This window comes from Lachnospira hominis (ex Hitch et al. 2025) (genome assembly GCF_040096395.1).
Classification (GTDB): domain Bacteria; phylum Bacillota; class Clostridia; order Lachnospirales; family Lachnospiraceae; genus Lachnospira; species Lachnospira hominis.
This window is the reverse complement of the sequence record NZ_JBBMES010000022.1, coordinates 1-23,877: the sequence shown is the minus strand read 5'-3', so window position 1 is coordinate 23,877 and position 23,877 is coordinate 1. Positions and strand designations below refer to the sequence as shown.

General features: G+C 37.8%; 26 protein-coding genes and 3 pseudogenes. 22 read left to right on the top strand and 7 right to left on the bottom strand.

The features are described 5' to 3' along the window. Positions 1–18: 18 nt before the first annotated feature. The 7 genes from WMO38_RS13490 to WMO38_RS13460 all read left to right on the top strand — a co-directional run bounded on the left by WMO38_RS13490 (position 19) and on the right by WMO38_RS13460 (position 4,322). Positions 19–639: a nuclease-related domain-containing protein gene (locus WMO38_RS13490; RefSeq protein WP_243204409.1), complete on the top strand. Its 621-nt coding sequence runs from the start codon at positions 19–21 to the stop codon at positions 637–639. Positions 640–696: 57 nt separating this feature from the next. Next, positions 697–1,464: a hypothetical protein gene (locus tag WMO38_RS13485; protein ID WP_349163048.1), complete on the top strand. Its 768-nt coding sequence runs from the start codon at positions 697–699 to the stop codon at positions 1,462–1,464. Then, positions 1,461–2,270, top strand: coding sequence for a helicase C-terminal domain-containing protein (locus WMO38_RS13480; RefSeq protein ID WP_243105604.1), 810 nt, complete (start codon positions 1,461–1,463; stop codon positions 2,268–2,270). The genes WMO38_RS13485 and WMO38_RS13480 overlap by 4 nt, the downstream gene beginning before the upstream one ends. 1 nt (position 2,271) lies before the next feature. After that, positions 2,272–2,910 (top strand): hypothetical protein, encoded by a 639-nt coding sequence (locus WMO38_RS13475; RefSeq protein ID WP_186837502.1) that lies wholly within the window; start codon positions 2,272–2,274, stop codon positions 2,908–2,910. A gap of 15 nt (positions 2,911–2,925) precedes the next feature. Further along, positions 2,926–3,657, top strand: a complete 732-nt coding sequence (locus WMO38_RS13470; RefSeq protein WP_186837501.1) for an AlkZ-related protein — start codon at positions 2,926–2,928, stop codon at positions 3,655–3,657. 29 nt (positions 3,658–3,686) lie between these two features. Continuing rightward, a complete protein-coding gene (locus WMO38_RS13465; RefSeq protein WP_186837500.1) occupies positions 3,687–3,986 on the top strand; it encodes a hypothetical protein in 300 nt (99 codons plus the stop codon). 141 nt (positions 3,987–4,127) lie between these two features. Continuing rightward, the gene (locus WMO38_RS13460) at positions 4,128–4,322 is read left to right on the top strand and encodes a hypothetical protein (RefSeq protein WP_186837499.1); all 195 of its coding nucleotides are present in this window, start codon (positions 4,128–4,130) and stop codon (positions 4,320–4,322) included. Positions 4,323–4,470: 148 nt separating this feature from the next. Here WMO38_RS13460 and WMO38_RS13455 read toward each other — a convergent pair whose 3' ends face one another. Then, positions 4,471–5,205, bottom strand: a complete 735-nt coding sequence (locus WMO38_RS13455; protein WP_186837498.1) for a transposase — start codon at positions 5,203–5,205, stop codon at positions 4,471–4,473. Between the two features lie 2 nt (positions 5,206–5,207). On the opposite strand from WMO38_RS13455, the pseudogene WMO38_RS13450 reads away from it, so the two are divergent. From WMO38_RS13450 to WMO38_RS13405, 10 genes and pseudogenes are all read left to right on the top strand, one after another. Next, positions 5,208–5,342 (top strand): annotated as a pseudogene (locus WMO38_RS13450) (linear amide C-N hydrolase); the annotation flags it as partial. Between the two features lie 37 nt (positions 5,343–5,379). Continuing rightward, complete coding sequence (locus tag WMO38_RS13445; protein ID WP_186837497.1) at positions 5,380–6,060, top strand: GTP pyrophosphokinase; 681 nt, start codon at positions 5,380–5,382, stop codon at positions 6,058–6,060. Between the two features lie 35 nt (positions 6,061–6,095). Then, positions 6,096–7,655 carry a cardiolipin synthase gene (cls, locus tag WMO38_RS13440; protein WP_186837496.1) on the top strand — a complete coding sequence of 520 codons (1,560 nt, stop codon included), beginning with the start codon at positions 6,096–6,098 and terminating at the stop codon, positions 7,653–7,655. 254 nt (positions 7,656–7,909) lie between these two features. After that, positions 7,910–9,274, top strand: a complete 1,365-nt coding sequence (locus tag WMO38_RS13435; protein ID WP_349163047.1) for a citrate/2-methylcitrate synthase — start codon at positions 7,910–7,912, stop codon at positions 9,272–9,274. Between the two features lies 1 nt (position 9,275). Then, complete coding sequence (locus WMO38_RS13430) at positions 9,276–9,701, top strand: MarR family winged helix-turn-helix transcriptional regulator (RefSeq protein WP_006858455.1); 426 nt, start codon at positions 9,276–9,278, stop codon at positions 9,699–9,701. 175 nt (positions 9,702–9,876) lie between these two features. Next, positions 9,877–11,310, top strand: coding sequence for a phospholipase D family protein (locus WMO38_RS13425; protein WP_349163046.1), 1,434 nt, complete (start codon positions 9,877–9,879; stop codon positions 11,308–11,310). Next, the gene (locus WMO38_RS13420) at positions 11,289–11,999 is read left to right on the top strand and encodes a response regulator transcription factor (RefSeq protein ID WP_003693048.1); all 711 of its coding nucleotides are present in this window, start codon (positions 11,289–11,291) and stop codon (positions 11,997–11,999) included. The genes WMO38_RS13425 and WMO38_RS13420 overlap by 22 nt, the downstream gene beginning before the upstream one ends. Next, complete coding sequence (locus tag WMO38_RS13415) at positions 11,999–13,042, top strand: HAMP domain-containing sensor histidine kinase (RefSeq protein ID WP_349163045.1); 1,044 nt, start codon at positions 11,999–12,001, stop codon at positions 13,040–13,042. Before WMO38_RS13420 ends, WMO38_RS13415 begins: the two co-directional genes overlap by 1 nt. Before the next feature lie 31 nt (positions 13,043–13,073). Continuing rightward, positions 13,074–14,138, top strand: a complete 1,065-nt coding sequence (locus WMO38_RS13410) for an FUSC family protein (RefSeq protein ID WP_349163044.1) — start codon at positions 13,074–13,076, stop codon at positions 14,136–14,138. Next, positions 14,128–14,700: a CDP-alcohol phosphatidyltransferase family protein gene (locus WMO38_RS13405; RefSeq protein ID WP_055053943.1), complete on the top strand. Its 573-nt coding sequence runs from the start codon at positions 14,128–14,130 to the stop codon at positions 14,698–14,700. The genes WMO38_RS13410 and WMO38_RS13405 overlap by 11 nt, the downstream gene beginning before the upstream one ends. 207 nt (positions 14,701–14,907) lie before the next feature. Here the strand turns inward: WMO38_RS13405 and WMO38_RS13400 are convergent, their stop codons facing one another. Continuing rightward, positions 14,908–15,246, bottom strand: a complete 339-nt coding sequence (locus WMO38_RS13400) for a hypothetical protein (protein WP_007887600.1) — start codon at positions 15,244–15,246, stop codon at positions 14,908–14,910. Positions 15,247–15,397: 151 nt separating this feature from the next. Here WMO38_RS13400 and WMO38_RS13395 point away from each other — a divergent pair, with 151 nt between their 5' ends. From WMO38_RS13395 to ftsH, 3 genes and pseudogenes are all read left to right on the top strand, one after another. Further along, the gene (locus tag WMO38_RS13395) at positions 15,398–15,589 is read left to right on the top strand and encodes a phospholipase D-like domain-containing protein (protein WP_117482452.1); all 192 of its coding nucleotides are present in this window, start codon (positions 15,398–15,400) and stop codon (positions 15,587–15,589) included. Between the two features lie 21 nt (positions 15,590–15,610). After that, positions 15,611–16,600 (top strand): choloylglycine hydrolase, encoded by a 990-nt coding sequence (gene bsh, locus WMO38_RS13390; protein WP_349163043.1) that lies wholly within the window; start codon positions 15,611–15,613, stop codon positions 16,598–16,600. A gap of 50 nt (positions 16,601–16,650) precedes the next feature. After that, positions 16,651–18,466: pseudogene (gene ftsH, locus WMO38_RS13385) on the top strand (ATP-dependent zinc metalloprotease FtsH). A gap of 144 nt (positions 18,467–18,610) precedes the next feature. Here ftsH and WMO38_RS13380 read toward each other — a convergent pair. Further along, on the bottom strand, positions 18,611–19,384 hold the full coding sequence (locus WMO38_RS13380) for a transposase (RefSeq protein ID WP_186837487.1): 774 nt from the start codon (positions 19,382–19,384) through the stop codon (positions 18,611–18,613). After that, a complete protein-coding gene (locus WMO38_RS15335) occupies positions 19,287–19,625 on the bottom strand; it encodes a transposase family protein (RefSeq protein ID WP_498072068.1) in 339 nt (112 codons plus the stop codon). The genes WMO38_RS13380 and WMO38_RS15335 overlap by 98 nt, the downstream gene beginning before the upstream one ends. 32 nt (positions 19,626–19,657) lie before the next feature. Between WMO38_RS15335 and WMO38_RS13375 the strand changes: the two genes are divergently transcribed. Beyond that, on the top strand, positions 19,658–21,076 hold the full coding sequence (locus WMO38_RS13375; RefSeq protein ID WP_349163042.1) for a methyl-accepting chemotaxis protein: 1,419 nt from the start codon (positions 19,658–19,660) through the stop codon (positions 21,074–21,076). 103 nt (positions 21,077–21,179) lie between these two features. On the opposite strand, the gene WMO38_RS13370 is transcribed toward WMO38_RS13375, so the two are convergent. From WMO38_RS13370 to WMO38_RS13360, 3 genes are all read right to left on the bottom strand, one after another. Continuing rightward, positions 21,180–21,443, bottom strand: a complete 264-nt coding sequence (locus WMO38_RS13370; RefSeq protein WP_117699036.1) for a hypothetical protein — start codon at positions 21,441–21,443, stop codon at positions 21,180–21,182. Next, complete coding sequence (locus tag WMO38_RS13365) at positions 21,436–21,717, bottom strand: helix-turn-helix transcriptional regulator (RefSeq protein WP_186837485.1); 282 nt, start codon at positions 21,715–21,717, stop codon at positions 21,436–21,438. The genes WMO38_RS13370 and WMO38_RS13365 overlap by 8 nt, the downstream gene beginning before the upstream one ends. 83 nt (positions 21,718–21,800) lie before the next feature. Next, complete coding sequence (locus WMO38_RS13360) at positions 21,801–22,496, bottom strand: XRE family transcriptional regulator (RefSeq protein ID WP_008115820.1); 696 nt, start codon at positions 22,494–22,496, stop codon at positions 21,801–21,803. Between the two features lie 211 nt (positions 22,497–22,707). On the opposite strand from WMO38_RS13360, the pseudogene dinB reads away from it, so the two are divergent. After that, a pseudogene (gene dinB, locus WMO38_RS13355) lies at positions 22,708–23,877 on the top strand (DNA polymerase IV); the annotation flags it as partial.

Below are 23,877 nucleotides of genomic sequence, written 5' to 3'. Positions count from 1 at the left end.
ATACAGAGGTGATATGAATTGATTATAACAGTCATAGCGATATTGATAGCTGTACTTATTATTATCGTTGTAACTAATATTGGTAATAATAGTAGCGGTAATAATAAAAAGCCACATACTTATGAACCGTGGGTGATTGAAGCACCTGAAAAGCGGGCTGGTCGTCGGGGAGAACATATAGCGACAGAAATCATTAAGGGAGTACTTCGTGAAGGAGATTATTTATTCACCAATATTTCTGTATCGTACGATGGAAAGCACACAGAACTTGATAATGTTGTTGTAAATAAATATGGTGTGTTTATTTTTGAAGTTAAGAATTACAAGGGTCAACTTTATGGCAATGAGGATGATTATAATTGGGAAAAATATAAAGATGACGGATATGGAAATACATTTGTGAAAGAAGTCAAAAATCCTGTTAAGCAGGTAAAAAGGCAGATTTATATCCTTGCGAAATATCTGGAAGGCTATAATGTGTGGGTTGAAGGATATGTTATTTTAATCAGAAGTAACAGTCCAGTTCAAAGTACATATATTTTGCAGAGTGTCGAAGATATCGATAGGGCAATTCATACATTTAAACGAAATCATCTGAGTAGGGACACGGTTGAATCAATTAAGAAGATGCTTGTATAATCATGGTAGATTATAATTATTAAAAATAAGAGCAAGTACTTGAGTAACAAAACTTAAGTGCTTGGAAAACTGGTACATCAGATAAAGAATCAGGATAAGAAGAATACGGGGTATTTTGCGGATGGTTCGAGACGATACCCGGTGGCAAGGCTCAGGTTTAATGTTTCAAATGGAGAAGTAAGAGGCATGAGCCTGTTTGCCCTGCTTTATCCTTCAAAGACACTTTCTGATATGTATTTACCGATTGAGTCATTGAATAATCATGAATCATTAGAAGTAATAGAGAAATCTGTACGGCTGAAACTGAAAGAGAAGCTTGCGATAATCGAAGAAAAGTATGGTGATTCGGGTAACAATAAGGAAGATGCCAGGTGGTATTATCTTGCACCGATGCTCATGGATGGAGTCATCTATGCAAAGCATTGGATAGAGGATATTGTGTGGGAAATGAATACAGACGAAGAGGATACAACATCTGAGGTCAGAAGCAGTTCAAAGGATAAGAGAAATAAGGGCTTTATTGCTCATATTGATAAGCTAAGAAGTTATTTGGATGCCCCGGAGGAGATTCATCTTGGAAGAAAGCCGGAGGATCTTCTGGAAACATTGGTAAATATGGTACTGGGTTCGCCAGCAATATGCATTTATCGTTCTAATGGAAGAAGCACAGCCAGAGCAACATCGCTTGCAAAGGTATTTGTCAATAATTTCAATTTGCGGAGTCAACAGCTATCATTGATCTTGCTTATGGCAGATGCAGGGATGATAATTCCCACTGGCAGAATGTACTTAAATACTGTAAAGATGGCTGTTTTCAGGCAATGATTGATGAATATATCCATATGCTGAAAGAAACAGCAGGTTTTCAGTCGGATGGAAATCAGTATCAGATCGTGCATGACATGATGATGGATTCATTGAAAATACATACAGCCACCTATATCGCTGATACTTATCCTGATTTCAAAAAGCGTATTAATGGAGCTGACAGGAAGAGTGATGGATGTCGAATAAGGTCGAGTTATGCAGTTGGATTTACAAAGGATGCAGGAGATAATTCCAAGGTAGTCATGCGTAAAGAAAATATCAGAAATGCCTTTAACTCACCAATGCGTCCATTTGTGCTTGCCACAACATCAATCGGACAGGAAGGACTGGATTTTCATAATTACTGCCGAGTGATTATGCACTGGAATCTTCCAAGTAATCCCATCGACCTGGAACAAAGGGAAGGCAGAATCAATAGATTTAAGTGTCTGGCAATAAGACAGAATGTTGCTGATAAATATGGTAAGGCAGATGGTATCACATTTAAGCGAGACATATGGACAGAAATGTTTGAGGCTGCTAAAGCGGAAAAGCAGAATGACCAGTCAGAGCTTGTACCATTCTGGTGTTTCGGAAAAAATCAGAGTGTTAAAATAGAAAGGCTTGTGCCAATGTATCCTATGAGTAAGGATGAGGTTAATTATGAAAGGCTGATAAAGATTCTGTCTCTTTACCGGCTTACATTAGGGCAGGCAAGGCAGGAAGAACTTCTGGAGTATTTATTCAAGGAGTTCAAGGACACAAGCGGATTGAAGAAACTGTTTATCGACTTGAGTCCATTTTCAAAGGGAAAAGAAGGTTGATATGATGAGAATACTTTTTTGTAACATAGCGTGGATGAAGGAGTATCGAGGAAATGAAGATGGAAAGGATACTCCGTTAAATGGTGGAAGCTATGTTGATGAGACAGGAGATGCCCATGAAAAATATAATTTTACACCAGTGAATATGGAGGGTAGGGAAGGCTTATATTGTCTGGGATTTTTTGAGACAAAATCACATAATGGTAAAGATGTCAATCAAATGCGGATTGAGAATATTGCAGGTTGTGAACTATTAAAAAAAGAAGAATCAGTAGATGATGTGCTTGTCGTTTATTGTGCAAAGCATCCGGCACATAAGTTTACGACGGTCGTGGGATGGTATAAACATGCTACAGTTTTCAGACATTATCAAGAGGCAGTGTTTGCTCCAGAAGATATACAATATTACAATGCAATTGCAAACTCATCTGATTGTGTCTTACTTCCTGCAGGGATCAGATCAAGAAAGGTACAATGGGAAGTCCCAAGAAAATCAAATGGTTGGGCTTATGGATTTGGACGGGCAAATGTGTGGTATGCAAGTGAAGAAGATAGTAGGTTACAAGATTATCTTACGAGATTAGTAAAACAGATTGATGAATATGATGGCGAAAATTGGATTGACAAGTACGCTAAGTAATGAGGTACACATATTATGGGAAACGAATCAGGTGAATGGATTATGCATGGCATGAAGTGGGATAATCCGGATTGCATCCATTCTGTAGATGAAGCAATCAAGTATATAAATGAATTTGGCTTTTTACCATTATTTAAGAATGATATAGACGGGTTTTCACTTGAAGAAAGAACTGTTCCAGAGTACTGGTGGAGTGATAATCCGGAGATTGATCCATGGATGTGGCGGGCTATTATAGCAAGGCAGCATGATATCGTCTATGGAAAGTTCTTTGATAAGAAGGCAGGATTTATATCAAAAAAGTGGCTTCCTGTATTTGCTAATTACCGCCGGGATGGATATGATTTTGATGCATTATATGATGATGGGAAAGCACCTAATAAGCATAAAAAGATAATGGTCAATTTTATGGAAGATAATGCTGATTCAGAGATTTATTCAAATGAATTGAAAAAACAAGCTGGATTTGGTAAGGATGGAGAAAAGGGATTTGATGGTGCAATAACGAATCTTATGATGCAGACATATCTGTGCAACTGCGATTTTAAGAAGAGAGTGAATAAAAGAGGTATTGAATATGGATGGGATGTGGCAGTGTATTCATCCATTGAGCATATCTATGGATACGATTATGTGACTTCCTGCTACAAGGATAATCCACAGGATTCATGGAAACTTCTTGTAGACTATATGCATGAGATGTTTCCGGATGCAACGGATAAGCAGATAAGGAAAGTGTTAAAATAAAACAGTGCATTTTTGAGGTGAATATATAAATGAATGCAAAAAAATCAGCAGATTATCGCAACCTGATAGAAATTGTAAAAAACAAATATCGTAAAAATCCTATATATGCTAAGAGCCTGACACTTGGCTGGTGTGATTTACGTCAGAGAGAAGATTTGTGTCAGGAAATTAACATATGGACATATTGGCAAGTATTTGCCGTAGGATATAATAATCAAGGTACTACTGAAATAGAGTATGATATTTCAAGAGAAACGATATTTTTGCATAAAGAAAACGCAGAACTATATCTGCTCATGTGTAATAAATTTAATAATATTGAATCATGAATTGATTTCAGAAGCAGAATTTCGTGATATTCATGTTAGATTTGTTAAGGAAATTAAAAAACTTGATAAGGACGATAAAAAGAATGTTATCTTGTATACTCAGTTGCATTTAATTATTTCTTGTTTGGAGGAAGTGGAATTATGTTTAATAAAGATGATTTGATTATTCTGGTTAATGAATATGTTTCAGCTGCTACAATAAACTTGGATTGTATTGATGTATGCGAAAGCATAGTGGGACAATTGGTTTACTTATATGAATGTGTTAAAAATCAATGTCATTTAGATAAGGTTTTTTATGATGAAAACAGTATATCATATGCGTTCATGCATTGAAAATACTGTTCAGTTAAGAAATGCTGTATTTTTTTGGTGCACTAATGCGTAGAAAGCAGGTGTATGATGAGTTCAAATCATTTTTTTGTGTATGACAAAAAGACAGATTGCATATCTGCCTCATAATGCAGTATAATGGTAACGAGATTTATGCAACCCGATACATGAAATCCCTATTTCTCTTTGGACGGAGGGGGATAGGATATTTTCGATTGTACCTGACAGGTGTCAGATACTTTTGTATGAGAAGCATGGTCTCTGTTTCGTTACCACCGTGTTTGAGATACGCCCTGCATATGTTTACTGCGATGGCGAAATTAATTTTATAGACGTGTTTGGTATTTTTAGATTTTTTTACCTTAGCGTGAGAAGTCACTAATTCACAGAAATTATACAGAATCATATGGGCATTGATTTCCTGAAGGATTCCATCATATTTGCTGCTGTGCCAGTTAATCAGACCGATGGTGTATTTGAGTTCACGGAAGCTTGTTTCCTCGCTCCAGCGCATCCGGTAAAGTTTATTGATTTCTTCCAGAGGAAATTCTTCTGAAAGATTGGTGGCAATACATATATAGGTTCCATTATCAAGGCGAACACGTACAATACGGAATTCAATATCGTAATACATGCAGTTTTCATCAAGAAAATCAAAATCGGTAGAAGGCTGAAGTATGGTATAGGTGTTAGGATTCCCCAGTGTTTCTTTCGTATGGCGTCTGGTAAGTGTTGTCCTTATATGAGTATCAAATTCGCTGTCAGGCAAATCATAAGAGGAAAGGATACCATTACTGTTGATATCCTTCATGCGGATAACGAAATACATTCCCTTCCGGATCAGGTGTGCAAAGGTATTAAAACTTTCGTAACCACTGTCTGCCATAAGGATGGTATTATTACAATACTTATGAAAACCATCAGATCAGTGCAGTAGATATGCATATAGAAAATCTGGATAGTGATAAAATGATTTGTTATCCAGTAATTCAAGGAGAACGAATCAACTATCAAAATAAATAATGTTTTGAAATCAGGGATGGGTAGAAAGGAAAGTTCCATGACAAAAGATGAAGTAAAAAAACTCAGGATGAACAGTCCGGAATCACTACAGTTTTTAAATAATGCTACAAAATTTTATAATTTAATGATGATGTATCGTTGTGCTATTCGGGAGATACAAACTAAACTTGAGGTTTTGGATGATGAATTTTCAGTTGAGAACAATCGAAATCCTATTTCTTTTATAAAAACAAGAATTAAGCAGCCCAATAGTATTTACAATAAACTGCAGAAGATGGGATATGAATTTACAACAGAAAATATACAGACATATCTCAATGATGTGGCAGGCGTTCGAATAGTTTGTGCGTTTATTGACGATATTTATATGATATCAGATTTGATTACCCAACAGGATGATATTAAAGTTATTGAAATAAAAGATTATATAAAAAATCCAAAATCGAATGGTTATCGAAGCTATCATATGATTGTTGAAATACCAGTTTTTTTTGCTAAGGGTAAAACACCTATGCGTGTAGAATTACAGATTCGAACCAATGGTATGGATTTCTGGGCAACATTGGAACATCAACTTCGCTATAAAAAAGGAATTGAAGAAATGCCTGGCTATGATGAGATAAGTGAAGAATTACTTCATTCTGCAAGAGCTATCATTGAAGCAGATAATGAAATGCAGAGAATAAAAGACAAAATTGGTATGTTCCATGAAATTTAGGGAGAAAACTGAGCAAGTAGGAAGGTGGAATATATATGAAACAAGATACTTTAGAGGGCAAAGCAAAAACAAAAAATGGGGTAAAACGGCTGTGTTTTTCCATAATCTGCATTCTTTTGGAAGTGATTTTTATTATTACTATCGTAACACGCTTGAATGAATATGCAGAAATCATAAATTTATTTACAAGGATTTTGAGTGGAATCTTGGTTTTGGGATTGTACGCATCAAATAAGACATCCTCTATGAAAATGCCTTGGGTCATCTTAATTCTAATTTTCCCAATTATGGGTGTAGGCCTGTATTTGTTGATTGGTTTGAATGGTGGCACACATAAAATGCGTGAGCGATATGCAGAAATTGATAGCAAATTGTTACCAATGCTTCCGGACAGTCAGGAGTGTTTGAGCAGAATAAAAGAAACAATTCCGAAAGCAGGAAATATAGCAAGTTACATACAAAGAAATTCGCAGTATCCAATCTATCAGAATACGGATATTGTGTATTTTGATGAAGCAGTGAAAGGATTAGAGGCACAGCTTAAGGATTTGGAGAAAGCACAGAAGTTTATCTTTATGGAATATCATGCGATAGAAGACGCTGAAGCATGGCATAAGATTCAAGATGTTCTGGAAGAGCGAGTAAAAGCAGGTGTGGAAGTCAGGGTATTCTACGATGATATGGGTTCTATAGGCTTTATTAACACAGATTTTGTGAAAAAGATGGAGGCAATAGGAATTCATTGCCGTGTATTCAATCCGTTTATGCCAGGTTTAAATCTGTTTTTGAACAATCGTGATCATAGAAAAATAACAGTTATTGATGGAAAAGTCGGATTTACAGGTGGATATAATCTAGCAAACGAATATTTTAATTACACACACCCGTATGGACAGTGGAAAGATACAGGTATTCGTTTAGAAGGAGATGCTGTTCAGTCGCTTACGGTGACATTTTTGGAAATGTGGAATGCAGTAAGTGCTAAGGATGCTAATGATCCTGATTTTAGTAAATACCTTTTCCACTATGATTATGCGGCACAGCAAACTGGGTTTGTTCAACCTTATGCAGACAGCCCTATGGATAATGAGCAGGTAGGAGAAGAAGTTTATATCAGTATGATAAATAAAGCTGAAAAATATTGTTGGTTTATGACTCCATATTTAATCATAACAGATGAAATGACGCATGCGTTATGTCTGGCTGCTAAGCGAGGGGTAGACGTAAGAATTATCACACCTGGTATCCCTGATAAAAAATTCATTTATAATATAACTCGTTCTTTTTATCATGGATTAGTTAAACATGGTGTTCGTGTTTATGAGTGGACTCCTGGTTTCTGTCATGCAAAAATGAGTGTGGCAGATGACTGTATGGCAACTTGTGGAACAATTAATCTGGATTATCGAAGTTTATATCACCATTTTGAAAACGGCTGTTTTATGGCAGATTGTCAGGCAGTTGTGGAAATAAAAAATGATCTGATAAGAACGATGGGAGAATGTCGTGATGTGACAGACCAATATCAAACCGGACGAAGTGCATATTTGCGACTGGGACAATTATTTATGAGATTATTTGCTGGATTGCTATAAGAATCTGATGAAACGACCTTTCAAAAAACAGTTGATTTAGAAGTTAACTGTTTTTGAAAGGCCGTTTTTGCTATATCTAACAGTCTGTTGTACAAAGAAGATTTTGCATGGATGAAAAAACAAACCTTGTTGAGGTTAAATTGAGTTTTCCATTGTATTGTATTGCTAATGAATAAGAATAAGAAAAAGAACAGACAATGCTGAATGCACTGGAAACAAGAATATCTGAGTATAGTATGTAAGTTCGTAACAGAATGAAAGGAGCGGTTCAAATGAGCAATTTGGAAAATTATATGAAACAGCAAGCAGTTTTTTGTGAACAAAATGATAGCATTAGTAAGAATCTGTATTCAGAGTATGGTGTAAAAAGAGGCTTACGAGATGAAAAAGGCCAAGGTGTGTTGACGGGGCTTACAAATATTTCTGATATAAAAGCTTTTGAATATCGTGATGGAGTAAAGAGTCCATGTGATGGCGAGTTATCTTATCGTGGTTATAATATAAAAGATTTAGTAACAGGAAGTAAAGGAAAAAGGTTTGTCTTTGAAGAAGGAGCATATCTTCTTTTATTCGGAGAATTGCCAACTGATACACAGTTAATGGAATTTCAGGGAAGACTATCTGATTGTATGGAACTACCAACTAACTTTACCAGAGATGTCATTATGAAAGCACCTACATCAGATATTATGGGTTCTATGACTCGAAGTATTCTTACATTGGGCTCTTACGATAAGGAGAAAGAAAGTCTTGAAATTCCGAATGTGCTAAGGCAGAGTATGCAGTTGATCGCAGCATTTCCTATGTTAGCAGTATATGCATACCATGCTTATTGTCATTATGAAAAAAACGAAAGTATGTATATTCATAGACCTGAAAAAGATTTATCTATTGCTGAAAATTTCCTGCGCCTATTAAGACCAGATACAAAATTCACAGAACTGGAAGCAAGAGTACTGGATATAGCATTATTGTTACATATGGAACATGGTGGTGGTAACAATTCTACATTCACTACACGGGTAGTAACATCTTCAGGTTCAGATACTTATTCTGTTATTTCAGCAGCAATGTCATCCTTAAAAGGAAAAAAACATGGCGGTGCAAATCTGATGGTAATGAATATGATGGATGATATTAAAAGTCATGTGAAAGATTATGAAGACGAAGAGGAAATTGCATCATATCTGAGTAAGATTTTGAAGAAAGAGGCGTTTGATCAGAAAGGACTTATTTATGGAATGGGACATGCTGTATATTCTATTTCCGATCCGAGAGAAAGGGTGTTCAAAGGCTTTGTAGAACAACTCGCAAGGGATAAAGGACGTGAGAAAGATATGCCCCTTTATAACAATATTGAGAAGATTGCACCTAAGTTGATTGCAAAGCAGCGTCAGATATTCAAAGGAGTAAGTCCTAATATAGATTTCTATAGTGGTTTTGTGTATGACATGTTGAATATTCCAAGAGAATTGTACACGCCATTATTTGCGATAGCAAGAATTGCTGGTTGGAGTGCACATCGCCTGGAAGAATTGATAACTACAGATAAGATCATTCGCCCGGCATATAAGAGTCTAGTCAGCAAAAAAGAATATATAGAAAGAGAGGAACGATAATATGGGAGCAGGAACCAGTGCAGAGGAGTTTTTTTTAAAGAGCATCAATGTTGAAAGTATATTTGAATTTGTCGAAAGAACAGATTATTTGTTCCTTTATAGTATAAAGGAATGTGTTGAAAAATCAGACTGTCATGAAGGAGTATATCTTTCAGAAGTGGCAGAATACATGAAATTATCGATTCCAGAAACATCTAAGATGGTAAAAAGTCTTGAAAATAAAGGATATATTATCTGGAAATTAGATGAAAAAAAAGAAAGAACGTACCTTGTTTTGACGAACAAGGCAATTGAATTAAGTAATTGTCAGAAAGAAAAAATGATAGAAGCTTATGAAAAAATCATATCGAATATACAAGAAGATGACCTGGCAGTTACACGGTGTACATTGAGAAAAATCCGACAGCTTATGGAAGAAATAAAATAGTGATTAATACAACGGAGTAAGAAAAGCTCCTTCATATATTAGAATAAAAATATGACTGTTTCTTTAAAAAGAAGCCTGTCATATTTTTTTATGAAAAATAAATTTTGTTGAGGTTAAATTGAGATTGACTTTGTATTGTATCAGTATGAAATAAAAAGGAATCAGGTGATGTACAATGAAAAAGTATAAAATATGTAAAATCCTTCTTGTTATACTGGCAATTTTTTTATGTGTGGCTTTTTATGAATTGCTCGGAATCTGCGTTGCATATAAAAAGCAGCCGGAAGTGTCCAATACAACCAAAAAAGAAACAAAAAATGGGTCATGGAACGAATGCAGTGAAAATACAGAACGGGCAGTAATCATAGAAAAGAATCCAGAAGCGCTTTTACAAAGAGTGCGTTTGATCAAGAATGCAAAAAAGGAAATTATTCTTTCTACTTTTGCATTTCAATCCGATGAAAGTGGAAAATTGATTTTAGGAGCACTGCATGATGCGGCAGACAGAGGTGTACATATTCGTCTGTTAGTAGATGGAATGGAGAGCTGGATTGATATGGAAGGAAATCCGTATTTCTATGGATTATCTTCCCATGAGAATGTTGAAATTAAACTATATAATAAGGCCAATCCGTTGAAACCATGGAAGACGATGGGTAGAATGCATGATAAATATTTGATTGCAGATGGAAAGAGATATATTCTTGGGGGAAGAAATACATACAATTATTTCCTGGGTGATTTTCCGGGACATAAGAACTATGACAGAGACGTGTTAGTGGTTTGCGATGAACCTGAGAAAGAAAATTCAGTTAACCAGTTGTTAGAGTATTTTGAAACGATATGGGAACAAGAAGACAGTGGTTATTTTCATGACAATAAAAAACTGGCAAATAGAAAATCTGTAAAGAACGCAGTTTTAGAGCTGCAGAACGGCTATCAGAAATATTTTGAAGAGAATAAGGAAAGAATCTGCGATACCGATTACACGGACGAAACTTTTGAGACAGAAAAGATTGCATTAGTGTCAAATCCTATCCACACAGGTCCCAAGGAACCAGTAGTCTGGTATCAACTGGGAGAACTAATGAAAAATGCAAAAGAGCGCGTGAAAATTCATACACCATATATTATCTGCAATGATATGATGTATAATACATGGAAAGAGATTGCGGAGAGAGTTCCGGATTTTTCTATCATGACCAATTCGGTTGCCAACAATGGGAATCCATTTGGGGCTGCCGATTATGCGAAAAACAGAAATAGAATCTTAAGTACAGGAATTAATATCTGGGAATATGAAGGCGGTTATTCATACCACGGAAAAAGTATTCTGATTGACGATGATCTGTCTGTAATCGGTTCCTTTAATATGGACATGAGAAGTGCATATCTGGATACGGAACTGATGCTTGTAATTCGCAGTAAAGATATTAATAAACAGTTGGAAGAGGGCATGATGGAATATGAAAGAGTGTCCCGCCAGGTATTGGAAGATGGAACCTATCGTGATCCATATCATGTAGAGCCAATCGAATTAACAAAGAAACGTCAGAGAAAAATATTTTTGGTACAGCATCTGCTTGGATGGGCAAGGTATCTGTTTTAATAAGGAGGAAGGAAAACGTGTTTCAAATATTGATTGTAGAAGATGATAAAGAATTAAGCCAGCTATTCCAAAAAGTGCTTGAGAAGAATGGATATCAAGTCAAAAGTGCATCGGATGGAGCACAGGCATTAGAAGTATTGGATAAGGAATATATTGATCTGATCATTTCTGATATTATGATGCCGGTTATGGATGGCTATGAACTGGTGTCAGAACTTCGTTCAGCAGGATATCAGATACCAGTGCTTATGATCACTGCGAAAGGTTCCTTTGATGATATGCGCCAGGGATTTCTTTCGGGAAGTGACGATTATATGGTAAAACCGGTAAATGTGAATGAAATGGTTTTAAGAGTCGGAGCACTGCTTCGCCGTGCACAGATACTGAATGAACACAAAATTGTGATCGGTTCAACAGAGTTTGATTATGATGCAATGACGGTTACAACTGATAAGGAAAGTCTTGTTTTGCCTAAAAAAGAATTCCTGCTTTTATATAAGCTTGCAGCTTCGCCAGGCAGAACATTTACAAAACAACAGTTGATGGATGAAGTATGGGGATACGAGACGGAGGCAGACCCACATACGATAGAGGTACATATAGGAAGAATCAGAGAGCGTTTTAAAGATAACCCTGATTTTGAAATCGTAACAATGCGTGGAATTGGATACAAGGTGGTGAAAAAATAATGGAACAAAAGAAAGAAAAAGGATTGCGGATCCGATCCTGTCTGACTGGTGCAATCTGGCTGGCACTTGTATTTTCAACAGTCATATCTGCTTTATTATTTGCTTTTTTGAATCATTTTTTTAATCTGCCGGGCAGCATACCTGTGCTTGGCTGGCTTTTGATTTTCAATACATTGATTGCAGGGCTGATCACTTCCTTTATCAATGCAAAGTTACTGGAACCAATTACTAGGCTTAGTAAAGCAATGAAGGAAGTTTCTCGGGGAGATTTTGAACAGCATTTGGAAACGAACAGCCGTATAGCAGAAGTTGGAGAATCTTATCAAAGTTTTAACGTTATGACAAAAGAACTTCGTGCAACAGAGGTGCTGCAGATGGATTTTGTATCTAATGTTTCTCATGAGTTTAAGACCCCGATTAATGCCATTGAAGGGTATACAATGCTGCTTCAGGGAGAAGAACTGTCTCCAGATCAAGAGGAATATGTAGAAAAAATCTTATTTAACACCCAAAGACTTTCCGGATTGGTTGGTAATATTTTGCTGTTATCCAAGTTAGAGAATCAGAATATACCAATGAAAAAAACAGAATATCGTCTGGATGAACAGATCCGCCAGGCATTTCTTTCATTGGAAACAAAATGGACAGAAAAAGAAATTGGTTTCCAGGTAGAGCTGGAGGAAGTTAAATATACTGGGAATGAAGGACTTTTTATGCATATCTGGATAAATCTTTTGGATAATGCGATTAAGTTCAGTCCTGCAAAGGGGACAATTATGATGTTTCTGAAGCAGGAAAAGGATTCTGTAATGTTTATTCTGGAAGATGAAGGACCGGGAATAGAGGATGATGTAAAATCCAGAATATTTGATAAATTTTATCAGGCAGACGGTTCTCACAAAGCAGAAGGAAATGGTCTCGGCCTTGCACTTGTGAAACGGATCGTAGATAGTGCTGGCGGGACAATCAAGGCAGAAAACCGGGAATATGGTGGATGCAGATTTGTTGTAGAGCTTCCAATACAGAAAGATGAGGCCATATAAGTTTAAGAAAAACAGATAGAGGAGGAATTACATGACATTTTATCAGGAATTGCAGTTAAATCAGGCAGGTTCTAAAAATCTGTTGAAAAATAGTGAAACAGTGAAAGAAAAATCATATCATATACTGGTATATTTGGTAAAGATAGCTGTTACAATGGCATTTTGTTTTTTATTTGTTACTATTTTCAGCATCCTATTTGGAAATGAGAATAGTATTGTGGGTGTAGTAGTTTTATTATGCCTTATGGTATTTCGGAATGCGGATCTGGGGATCCACACCGGACAATCTACGATGCTTTTGGCTTTGTTCTTTGTAATTATGACTGTATGTCCGCATTTAGCAAATCAGTTTTCACCGGTATTGGGAATGCTGTTAAATATTGCGGCACTGGCTGTGTTGATTCTGTTCGGATGCCATAATCCATTCATGTTTAATCAATCTACATTGGTTCTTGGGTATCTACTGTTATATGGTTATGATGTTACGGGAAAAAGCTATCAGATGCGATTAGTCGGAATGGCTTTCGGTGCAGCACTTACCTGCTTCGTATTTTATCGAAATCATAAAAACAGAACTTATAAAAGAAATCTGAAAGATCTGATACAAGAATTTGATATCACTTCTTCCAGAACAAAATGGCAGATATGTCAGATTTTATGCGTGCCGATTGTCCTTTGCATTGCAGAACTTTGTAATATGCCACGTGCAATGTGGGCTGGTATTGCGGCCATGTCAGCGATTTTGCCATTTATGGAAGATATGCACTACAGAGTCCGTAAAAGGATTGTCGGAAATATTGCAGGTGTTATATGTTTTACAGTGTTATATTTTCTGCTTCCTTCGTCAATCTATGCATATATAGGAATTCTTGGAGGAATCGGTGTAGGATTTTCAGCACAATATGGCTGGCAGGCAGTATTTAACACATTTGGTGCTTTAGCCATTGCTGTAGAGACTTATGGACTACAAGGAGCGGTTAGTCTTAGAGTGATTCAAAATGTTTTTGGTGTTGTGTTTGCTTTAGCATTTTGTGTTATATTTTATTGGTTTATGTCTAAAAAAAAGGAAAGTGATGTGACCGTACATGCAGAGTGAAGTGAATCAGGAAGAAAATTTGAATAGAATTATTACGGTTCCTAATCTTCTTTCTTTTTTTCGGCTTTGTCTGATTCCGGTAATTATATGGAGTTATTGTGTAAAGAAAAATCCTCTGTTAGCTGGTGAAATCTTATTGCTGTCTGGTCTTACGGATCTTGCTGATGGATATATCGCAAGAAGATTCCATAGGATTAGTAATTTAGGAAAAATACTTGATCCGGTGGCTGATAAGCTGACACAGGCAGCGATGTTAATCTGTCTGTTTACTCGTTTTCCGCATGTGCTTCTTTTAATCGTAATAATGGCAGGTAAGGAGCTGTATATGGTAGTCAGTGGATGTCTTGTGATACAAAAGACAGGAAAAGTACATGGTGCAGACTGGCATGGAAAGATAGTAACCTTTTTATTATATGGAACTGCAGCGGTGCATATTATATGGTTCCACATTACACCGATGGTATCAGATCTGTTGATTGGTTTGTGCGCTATAATGATGGTCATATCGGTCGCTTTGTATATTATCCAGAATACCAGGACTCTTAAGGGAGAGACTGTATAAGCAATTTTATATTGCAATGACTAGAAAAATATTTAGGAGAAGATAGATATAAACAGTAAGTCAAACACACAAACTATGGAGTCTTTAGTCGGTTTAATAAAATTTTAGATAGAAAATAAATCATTCAATGTCATTTAGATAAGGTTTTTTATGACAAAAAGACAGATTGCTTATCTGCCTTATAATGCAGAATAATGGTAACGAGATTTATGCAACCCGATACATGAAATCCCTATTTCTCTTTGGACGGAGGTGGATAGGATATTTTCGATTGTACTTGACAGGTGTCAGATACTTTTGTATGAGAAGCATGGACTCTGTTTCGTTACCATCGTGTTTGAGATATGCCCTGCATATGTTTACTGCATTTGAAACGGATTTACTCTGCATCTGGAGCATAAACTGAATATACTCGCGGAAAGAAAGTTTGCGGTTCCTGGTAAAATCACTTTCCGGATTACGGCAGAACATGGAGTGGATTTCATCGAGTTCTGTGATGCAGTTGTCGAGTGTGGATTTTAAATTAGATAAGAAAAAATCAGCCATAATGAGCCTCCTTGAAATATGTTTATAATCAAGGCTTGCGCAACATATATTGGCTTACTTGTCAACTGTTTTTTGTAATATTTTTAAAGTTTTTAGGTATAAAAACAGTGGCTTTCTATGACGGAAAACCACTAAAATGATGCTTAACTGAATGGCATTGCTTTATCACCACTTTGAAAATGGTTGTTTTATGGCGGATAGTCAGACAGTTTTGGATATAAGAGATGATCTGGGAGCAACCATGAATGAATGCAGGGAAGTGACAGAAAAGTACCGCACAGGACGGAGTGCATATTTACGGCTCGGACAGTTGTTTATGCGATTGTTTGCAGGATTATTATAGCAGAAAGAAGAGGTGTTCGATATGTGTACAGCAGCAACTTACAAAACAAAAGATTTTTATATGGGCAGAACGCTTGATTATGAATTTTCCTATGGGGAACAGATCGCGATAACGCCAAGAAATTACGAATTTGATTTCCGGTTTGCCGGGAAGATAAAAAGCCATTATGCTTTGATCGGAATGGCATTTGTTGCAGAAGGTTATCCGCTTTATTATGATGCTGTTAATGAAAAAGGCCTTGGAATGGCAGGTCTTAATTTTGTCGGCAATGCGGCATATGAAGAGGCTTTGCCGGAAGATGAAACAGAAGTCAGCCAGGTGGCACAGTTTGAGTTCATCCCATGGATCCTTACACAGTGTGCTACTGTAGCAGAGGCGAGAGAGAAGCTGGCAACAATGAGACTGACAGGTACAGCATTCAGTGAACAGCTGCCGACAGCACAGCTTCACTGGATCATTGCAGACAAAGACTCCTGTATCGTTGTTGAGTCTATGAAAGATGGGCTGCATGTATATGATAATCCGGTAGGAGTGCTTACCAATAATCCACCATTCCTGAGTCAGATGTTTGCACTGAATAATTATGCCGGAGTATCCAGAAAACAGCCAGAGAGTACTTTTGCAGGAGTATTACAGCTTGATGCATATAGCAGAGGAATGGGTGGAATGGGAATACCTGGAGATCTTTCCAGCCAGTCAAGATTTGTGAAAGTTGCCTTTACAAAATTAAATTCGATCTCCGGTGAAGAAGAGGATGAGAGTGTAAGTCAGTTCTTCCATATCTTAGGATCCGTAGATCAGCAGCGTGGATGCTGTGAGGTGACAGAAGGCAAATATGAGATCACGATATACACGTCCTGTTGTAATACAGCAAAAGGTATTTACTATTATACGACTTATGATAATCATCAGATCACAGCGGTTGACATGCATGCCGAAAATCTGGATTCAGATCAGCTGATCTGTTATCCGCTTCTGTCCAAGGGCAAAGTCAGATGGCAGAATAAATAATACGAAAATGCACGGAGAAAGCATAACGCAGAACAACAGGAGGAAAGAACATGAAAGAAGTTAAAACACCGAAAAAACCACTGGCATATTATTATGGGATTGTGTTAATAGTGCTGATCGTATTTAATCTGGTTGTCACACCAATCCTTATGGAGCATAAGGTGAAGGAAACGGATTATGGCACTTTTATGAGCATGATCGAGAAGAAGAATATTGGTGAAGTAGAAGTTGAGGACAATCAGATCATCTTTACAGATAAAAATCAAAAAAAATATTTATAAAACAGGTCTGATGAACGATCCGAACCTGACGGACAGGCTATATGAATGTGGAGCAGTATTCGCAAAAGATATCGATAAACAGATGTCACCGATCATCAGCTTCCTGCTGACCGGGATTTTGCCATTGATCATTTTTATCGCACTGGGAAATTATATGGCGAAGAAACTGATGGAGCATGCCGGAGGAAAAAATTCGATGGCTTTTGGAATGGGAAAAAGCAATGCGAAGATTTATGTGCAATCCAGTGAGGGAATCCGTTTTTCAGACGTTGCAGGAGAAGATGAGGCGAAAGAAAACCTTTCAGAGATCGTTGATTATCTTCACAATCCGAAGAAGTATACCGATGTAGGTGCGTCTATGCCAAAAGGTGTCCTTCTTGTAGGACCTCCGGAAACCGGCAAAACAATGCTTGCGAAAGCAGTGGCGGGTGAATCAAATGTACCATTTTTCTCAATGTCCGGATCAGAGTTCGTTGAGATGTTTGTCGGTATGGGAGCTTCCAAAGTTCGAGATCTTTTCGGACAGGCAAAGGAAAAGGCACCATGTATCGTGTTTATTGATGAAATTGATGCCATTGGTAAAAAGCGTGACGGACAAATGGGCGGAAATGATGAGAGGGAGCAGACCTTAAACCAGCTTCTTACAGAGATGGACGGATTTGAAGGAAATAATGGTGTCATCATTCTTGCTGCAACGAACCGTCCGGAGTCGTTAGATCCGGCACTTACACGTCCGGGACGTTTTGACAGACGTGTGCCGGTTGAACTGCCGGATTTTGCAGGCCGTGAAGCAATTTTAAAGGTTCATGCAAAGAAGATAAAAGCATCTGATGATGTTGACCTGCATACGATTGCACGTATGGCATCGGGTGCATCCGGTGCGGAGCTTGCCAATATTATAAATGAAGCAGCATTACGTGCTGTCCGTAGTGGAAGGACCGTTGTAAATGAATCTGATCTCGAAGAAAGTATAGAAGTGGTTATTGCAGGATATCAGAAGAAGAATGCGGTTCTTTCAGATCAGGAGAAGAAGGTTGTTGCATATCATGAGATAGGACACGCTCTGGTAGCTGCATTGCAGAGTCATTCAGCACCGGTCCAGAAGATTACGATCATCCCACGTACCTCAGGTGCACTCGGCTACACTATGCAGGTTGAGCAGGGTGATAAATATCTGATGACGAAAAAAGAACTTGAGAATAAGATTGCTACATTTACAGGCGGACGTGCGGCAGAGGAGATCGTATTTGGTGAGATCACGACCGGAGCCTCCAATGATATCGAACAGGCAACAAAAATTGCAAGAGCGATGATCACCCGCTATGGCATGACAGATGAATTCGACATGGTGGCAATGGAAAACGTGACCAACCAGTATCTTGGCGGCGATACGTCTCTTTCCTGTTCCGCAGATACCCAGAAGGAAATTGATGAAAAAGTCGTGCAGCTCGTAAAAGCAGAGCATGAAAAAGCAAGAAAAATCCTTGCTGAAAACAGGGAAAAACTGGACGAACTGGCTATGTACCTGTATGAGAAGGAAACAATTACAGGTGACGAATTTATGGATATTTTAGACAGAAAATAATGTAGTTAATTAGATAACCAATTCCACCCAAATATGATGAACAATTTTGGAATGAATTGTATTCATTTTTACAGAAACATTCTAACGAAGAGTATATTCTCATAGGAGATTTTAATACTATCAATAATAGAAACATGGAAGAGTTTAGAAAGATATTATATAATGCATATGATATTTGGTATCAAAAAGGAAACAGAGAACCTTTATCATGTATGCAGAGCCTTTTATCTCATCTGCTTTAGCTTTAGCTGCTTTCACAATAGCAAGTTCAGGATCATCCTTTTTAGGACGACCCTTGCTACATGGATTATCTTTTTTGACCTGCTTATATTCGCTGTAGGCATCATGCCAGATATCTTTTCTGACTTCATCGAGAGCTGTCATAGCCCACTCGATTACGTGAAAGGAATCAACACAATGGGCACAGTCAGGAGTGTATTCATTTACACACTCTGTGATCCATTTGGCACCATCACCTGTAACAACCTTGATGCTGGATAGCTGCTCTGGAGTAAGCTGTTTATAAAACTTTTCAAGAACGGATTTGCCATGGTCTTCCGATGCCCATACCACTGTGTTGGTATCGTGATTAACGATTACTGTAATGTACTTGTGACCCTTTTTGTAACTGGTTTCGTCAATGCCGATATTAACCAGACTATCAAGTCTTCTTGAGTGCTCCGGTTCTAAATCGTGAAGAGCACGATTGACACAGCGGCCTACAGTTTCCCAGTCCACTCTCATGAAGTATGATGTGGTACTTCTTGGAAGATAGGATGCAAACCATGCAACGGTAAGGTCGAAATCCTTGGTAAATCTACTACCTGGATATGCCCATGGAACTTCGGCAACATATAACCCCATGTTCAAGGCAGATGATACGATGCGTCTGGTATTCAACTTCGACCAGAATACCACCCCAGTCCAGTCCCCTCCAAGTGGTTGGTCTGCTGGAATGTTTGTCATAAGCAGGACATGACTTGTGACAGAAAGGGCAGTCATTCTCATGCCATTTATTAGGTCTGGCTTTGATACGGATGTGTTTCACGCCATCCTCATCAGAGTAAAGATTAAAATTTTCTATCAAGAGAATAAAGTATTGACAAAATTTTGTGGGGTGGGGTAGAATGATGCTAAAAAATTCCAAAACATAACGCATTGGTGCTTTTCGCAGAAAGAAGGAAAATAAACATGAAAAAGAGAAAGAACTTGGGAAAAAAGTTAGTAACAATGTTAGTGTTTGTAGGCTTTTTTGCAGTTTTGATTACAGCCTTGAATTTAATGGCATTACAAGCTATTCGAGGAAAGAATGATGTGCTTATAGAACAGTTTGAACAATATGAAGAAGCAGTGGAAAATAATGATACCGCGGTTTTTGAAACAGCAAAAGGAGAAGTGGCAGAAGCCATCAGACATATCAACTACAGAATAAATGGAAGCATCATTTTTGATCTTGCACTTGTGGTAGCTGATATTATTGTAATCGTACTTCTTTCGATTGTTATTAATAAGTCCATTGTTCGTCCAGCAAAAAGAGCAAAGAATGATTTGGATGATATCATTTTAGGTATAGAATCAGGACAGGGTAATCTTACGTTAAGAGTATTTGATGAAACCAGTGATGAAATTGGTCAGCTTGCAAGTGGTGTCAACCATTTTATTGAAACATTACAAAATCTTATGGTAAAGATTCAGAGTGTATCAAAAGATATGAAAGAATCTTCCTATCTTGTACAAAATGAGGCGGAATCTTCAAATATGAGTGCATCCAATGTGAGTGCAACATCGGAAGAACTTGCAGCATCCATGGAAGAGGTATCTGCTTCTCTATATGATTTAGCCCAAGGATGTAATAATCTGCTAAAGAAAATGGAAGGCATGAATGAGGATGCTAAGAACTCTGCAATGAAGATGCATGAAGTGAAGCTTACTGCAGAAAATAGCTATAAAGAAGCGATTGCATCAAAAGAAAAAACAGTAGAAACATTTGATGGCATTCAAAAGGATGTCGCGGAGGCAGTAGAAGCATCTAAGTCTGTAAATGAAATTGCAAAACTTACAGAAAATATCTTAAATATCGCAGCACAGACAAATCTTCTAGCACTTAATGCATCGATTGAAGCAGCAAGAGCAGGGGAAGCAGGCAGGGGCTTTGCCGTTGTTGCAGATGAAATCAGACAGCTTGCAGATAGTTCACGTGATACAGCAAACAATATTCAGGAAATCAGTGGAAAAGTTATTGAGGCAGTAAACAATCTGTCTGGAAATGCAACGGAAATGATTCGTTTTGTAGATGAAAAGGTAGCACTTGATTATGACAACTTTGTAAAAATTATTGGAAATTATGATGCTGATTCTGATCAGGCAAGTAATACATTTAACGAGTTTGCAGTTAAGTCAAAAGATAGCTTAGGTACAATGAATGATATGAATGAAGGTATCAATAACATTTCTATAGCAATTGAAGAATCTGCAAAAGGTGTTACAAACGTAGCACAAGAGATATCACAACTTGTAACAGCAATTTCAGCAATTACAGTGCAGGCGGACGAAAATATGAACCTTTCGGAAGATTTATCGGATGAAGTAGCAAAATTTGAAAAAGTTTAACTAACAGATTTTTATTATGAGAAGAACTGTATTAGGTAAATAACCTGCACTAACTAAAAATGAATGCCAGAATAAGCACAAAGGCATAGTCCCATTACGGGTTCTATGCCTTTGCGTTTTCCGGAAGATTGTCATTAACTGCATCAAATTCAAGATTCTGTTCCCGGCACCATTCGACAGCATTCGACAGAGCTTCACCGGCGCGGCAGGTCCAGAGAATGAGTTTGTTGCCATTGCGTTTCCATTCCTGGAGATATTCGATCAGTGCCTGGTTTGGCTGACCAAGCTCCGGCCATTTGCTGTAGCAGAGAGTGCCATCAAAATCAACAGCGATTGTCTGGAAATCTAACATTTTTTTATTATTCATTCAGATCATCTCCTTTAGAGGGAGTCTGCTGAACACCAGGATGATAGCAGAACAGGCTTGTTACCGGTTTGTGAAAAAAATCTGCAATTCTCATGGCGTATAGCAGAGAAGGAATATGCTGTTTTGACTCGATATTGGCAATAGTTTTCAGGCTGATGCCGGTTGCTGATGCAAGTTCTTTCTGGGTAATGCCAAGATCTGCCCTTGCTTCAACAAGTTTGCAAGTAATTGTGTCTGTCATGGTGTTTATGTCTATATCCATATCAGTATTCATATATATGCACCTCCAAATTAAGAATTGTTCAGGTCTGTTCCGCTATAATAATACTACAGTTTTAAGTGTCCCCAAAAAAGGACTTATGAAAGAACACGGCCGAATATTTTGAAGGAACTATTCTCTGTAACCGGGATTGGATCATATTTTTTATTCAGTGATATGAGATAGGTTCCGAGTCTGTTATTCTGAAATTTCTTCACATATGCGTTTCCATCAAGATAGAAAATACCTATTTCGCCATCATCAAGGCATGCTGTCTGTTCAATCCAGATGAGATCCTTATTATGATATCTAGGCTCCATACTGTCACCATCTACATATACACCGAAGGTTGCGGCTTCCGGAATATCAGGAGAGGAAATCATCTCATATTCATCGCTATCGAGGAAAGAGCCGGTACCGGCAGAAACTGTATTGTAAAATACTTTTCTTTCCTGGATCACGTGAATAGGAATGATATCTGCCGGTTTATAGTTGCCGGTGCTTTCCAGATCTCTGATATATTCAAGAACCTTGTTCATTCCCGTTTCATTCAGGTTTCGGAATGGGTTAAGGGGACTTTGACCAATAAAATCCGTATAGATATCGTATATTTCAAGAATTTCACATAAGGCGAGAAATTGTCTGGCATTTGGTGTTGCTGTGCCAAGCTCCCAGGCGCTGATTGAATTCTGCTTTACATAGATGTCATAGTTTTCCAGTTCTTTTGCAAGCTGGCTCTGGTTCAGCTTATGTTCTTTTCTGTATTTAGCAATGGTCTTTCCTAAATCTTTCATAGTATTATGCCTTTCTAAGTAATCATATCAGGTATGATCTCCCTATTGGGATATATCAAGATTAGCATAAGAATCCCTAAAAATCAATACACAATATCAACTGTATTGATAATATGCAATAAATTACCGTTGAATAGCAATATAAAAAGTATTATATTATGCCATGTAGACGGATGGCATATCATCCGGCAGCAGGAAAGAAGGTGATTCAGTGAACCGGACAATACTGCATAGTGATTGTAACTGTTTTTATGCATCAGTAGAGCTTCTGCATCATCCGGAGCTTAGGGGAAAGCCTGTAGCAGTAGGAGGTGATCCTGAGGCGAGACATGGAATTGTGCTGACCGCTGATTATACGGTCAAGAGATATGGTGTAAAAACCGGAATGGCATTATGGCAGGCAAAACAGGTATGCCCGGACATAACATTTCTTCCTCCAAGAATGGACCTGTATCTCAGATTTTCCAGAATGGCACAGGAAATTTATGCTGACTATACAGATAAGAGGGAACCATACGGAATTGATGAGTCCTGGCTGGACGTGACAGACAGTGCAACTCTCAAGGGAGATGGATTTCACATTGCACAGGAAATAAGCAGCAGGATGAAAAAAGAACTTGGCATTACGGTGAGCGTGGGTGTGTCGTTCAACAAGATTTTTGCAAAACTTGGTTCGGATTACAAGAAACCGGATGCCATTACTACTATGTATGAGGATGAGTTTCAGAGAAAAGCCTGGTGTCTTCCAGTTTCTGATCTGTTATATGTGGGAAATGCAACGAATAAAAAGTTATATAGCATGGGAATCCGGACTATCGGAGATCTGGCAGAATCTGATGAAACCCTGCTAGTCAGAAAACTTGGCAAGATGGGAAGTATTCTGTGGGCTTTTGCTAATGGATATGATGAATCTCCGGTAAAGCTGGAAAACACATCAGCTCCGGTCAAGTCCGTAGGCAACAGTACAACAACGCCCAAGGATATGGAAACAGATGAAGATGTCAAGATTGTGTTATACATTTTGGCAGAAAGTGTAGCGGCAAGACTCCGGGAGAATGGTTTCCGGTGCCGGACTGTTGAGATCAGTGTCCGTGACAAAGAACTGTTCCATTTTTCAAAACAGGTAAAGTTACAGAATGCGAGCAATATCACCAAAGAGATTGCAGAGGCTGGATACAGGCTATACAAAGCCAATCCGCAGTGTTGGTGTCCGAGGTGCAGATTTAGTGACAGATAATTATTGGGAACAGATTGATTTGTTCTCAAGTGTGGAGAAGCGTGAAAAGCAGATGAAGATGGATTCGGCGGTGGATGAGATACGCAGAAGATTTGGATTTTACAGTATCCAGAGGGGACTCATGTACCGGGACAGGATTCTGTC

Coding starts and splice junctions, on each gene's coding strand:
- WMO38_RS13420 (WP_003693048.1), top strand. CDS start 11,289: ATGGGCAAGGTATCTGTTTTAATAAGGAGGAAGGAAAACGTGTTTCAA.
- cls (WP_186837496.1), top strand. CDS start 6,096: ATGAAACAAGATACTTTAGAGGGCAAAGCAAAAACAAAAAATGGGGTA.
- WMO38_RS13405 (WP_055053943.1), top strand. CDS start 14,128: ATGCAGAGTGAAGTGAATCAGGAAGAAAATTTGAATAGAATTATTACG.
- WMO38_RS13430 (WP_006858455.1), top strand. CDS start 9,276: ATGGGAGCAGGAACCAGTGCAGAGGAGTTTTTTTTAAAGAGCATCAAT.
- WMO38_RS13455 (WP_186837498.1), bottom strand. CDS start 5,205: ATGGCAGACAGTGGTTACGAAAGTTTTAATACCTTTGCACACCTGATC.
- WMO38_RS13460 (WP_186837499.1), top strand. CDS start 4,128: ATGTTTAATAAAGATGATTTGATTATTCTGGTTAATGAATATGTTTCA.
- WMO38_RS13470 (WP_186837501.1), top strand. CDS start 2,926: ATGGGAAACGAATCAGGTGAATGGATTATGCATGGCATGAAGTGGGAT.
- WMO38_RS13465 (WP_186837500.1), top strand. CDS start 3,687: ATGAATGCAAAAAAATCAGCAGATTATCGCAACCTGATAGAAATTGTA.
- WMO38_RS13365 (WP_186837485.1), bottom strand. CDS start 21,717: ATGAATACTGATATGGATATAGACATAAACACCATGACAGACACAATT.
- WMO38_RS13410 (WP_349163044.1), top strand. CDS start 13,074: ATGACATTTTATCAGGAATTGCAGTTAAATCAGGCAGGTTCTAAAAAT.
- WMO38_RS13475 (WP_186837502.1), top strand. CDS start 2,272: ATGATGAGAATACTTTTTTGTAACATAGCGTGGATGAAGGAGTATCGA.
- WMO38_RS15335 (WP_498072068.1), bottom strand. CDS start 19,625: ATGCGTTATGTTTTGGAATTTTTTAGCATCATTCTACCCCACCCCACA.
- WMO38_RS13395 (WP_117482452.1), top strand. CDS start 15,398: ATGGCATTGCTTTATCACCACTTTGAAAATGGTTGTTTTATGGCGGAT.
- WMO38_RS13425 (WP_349163046.1), top strand. CDS start 9,877: ATGAAAAAGTATAAAATATGTAAAATCCTTCTTGTTATACTGGCAATT.
- WMO38_RS13480 (WP_243105604.1), top strand. CDS start 1,461: ATGATTGATGAATATATCCATATGCTGAAAGAAACAGCAGGTTTTCAG.
- WMO38_RS13375 (WP_349163042.1), top strand. CDS start 19,658: ATGAAAAAGAGAAAGAACTTGGGAAAAAAGTTAGTAACAATGTTAGTG.
- WMO38_RS13415 (WP_349163045.1), top strand. CDS start 11,999: ATGGAACAAAAGAAAGAAAAAGGATTGCGGATCCGATCCTGTCTGACT.
- WMO38_RS13360 (WP_008115820.1), bottom strand. CDS start 22,496: ATGAAAGATTTAGGAAAGACCATTGCTAAATACAGAAAAGAACATAAG.
- WMO38_RS13445 (WP_186837497.1), top strand. CDS start 5,380: ATGACAAAAGATGAAGTAAAAAAACTCAGGATGAACAGTCCGGAATCA.
- bsh (WP_349163043.1), top strand. CDS start 15,611: ATGTGTACAGCAGCAACTTACAAAACAAAAGATTTTTATATGGGCAGA.
- WMO38_RS13400 (WP_007887600.1), bottom strand. CDS start 15,246: ATGGCTGATTTTTTCTTATCTAATTTAAAATCCACACTCGACAACTGC.
- WMO38_RS13370 (WP_117699036.1), bottom strand. CDS start 21,443: ATGAATAATAAAAAAATGTTAGATTTCCAGACAATCGCTGTTGATTTT.
- WMO38_RS13435 (WP_349163047.1), top strand. CDS start 7,910: ATGAAAGGAGCGGTTCAAATGAGCAATTTGGAAAATTATATGAAACAG.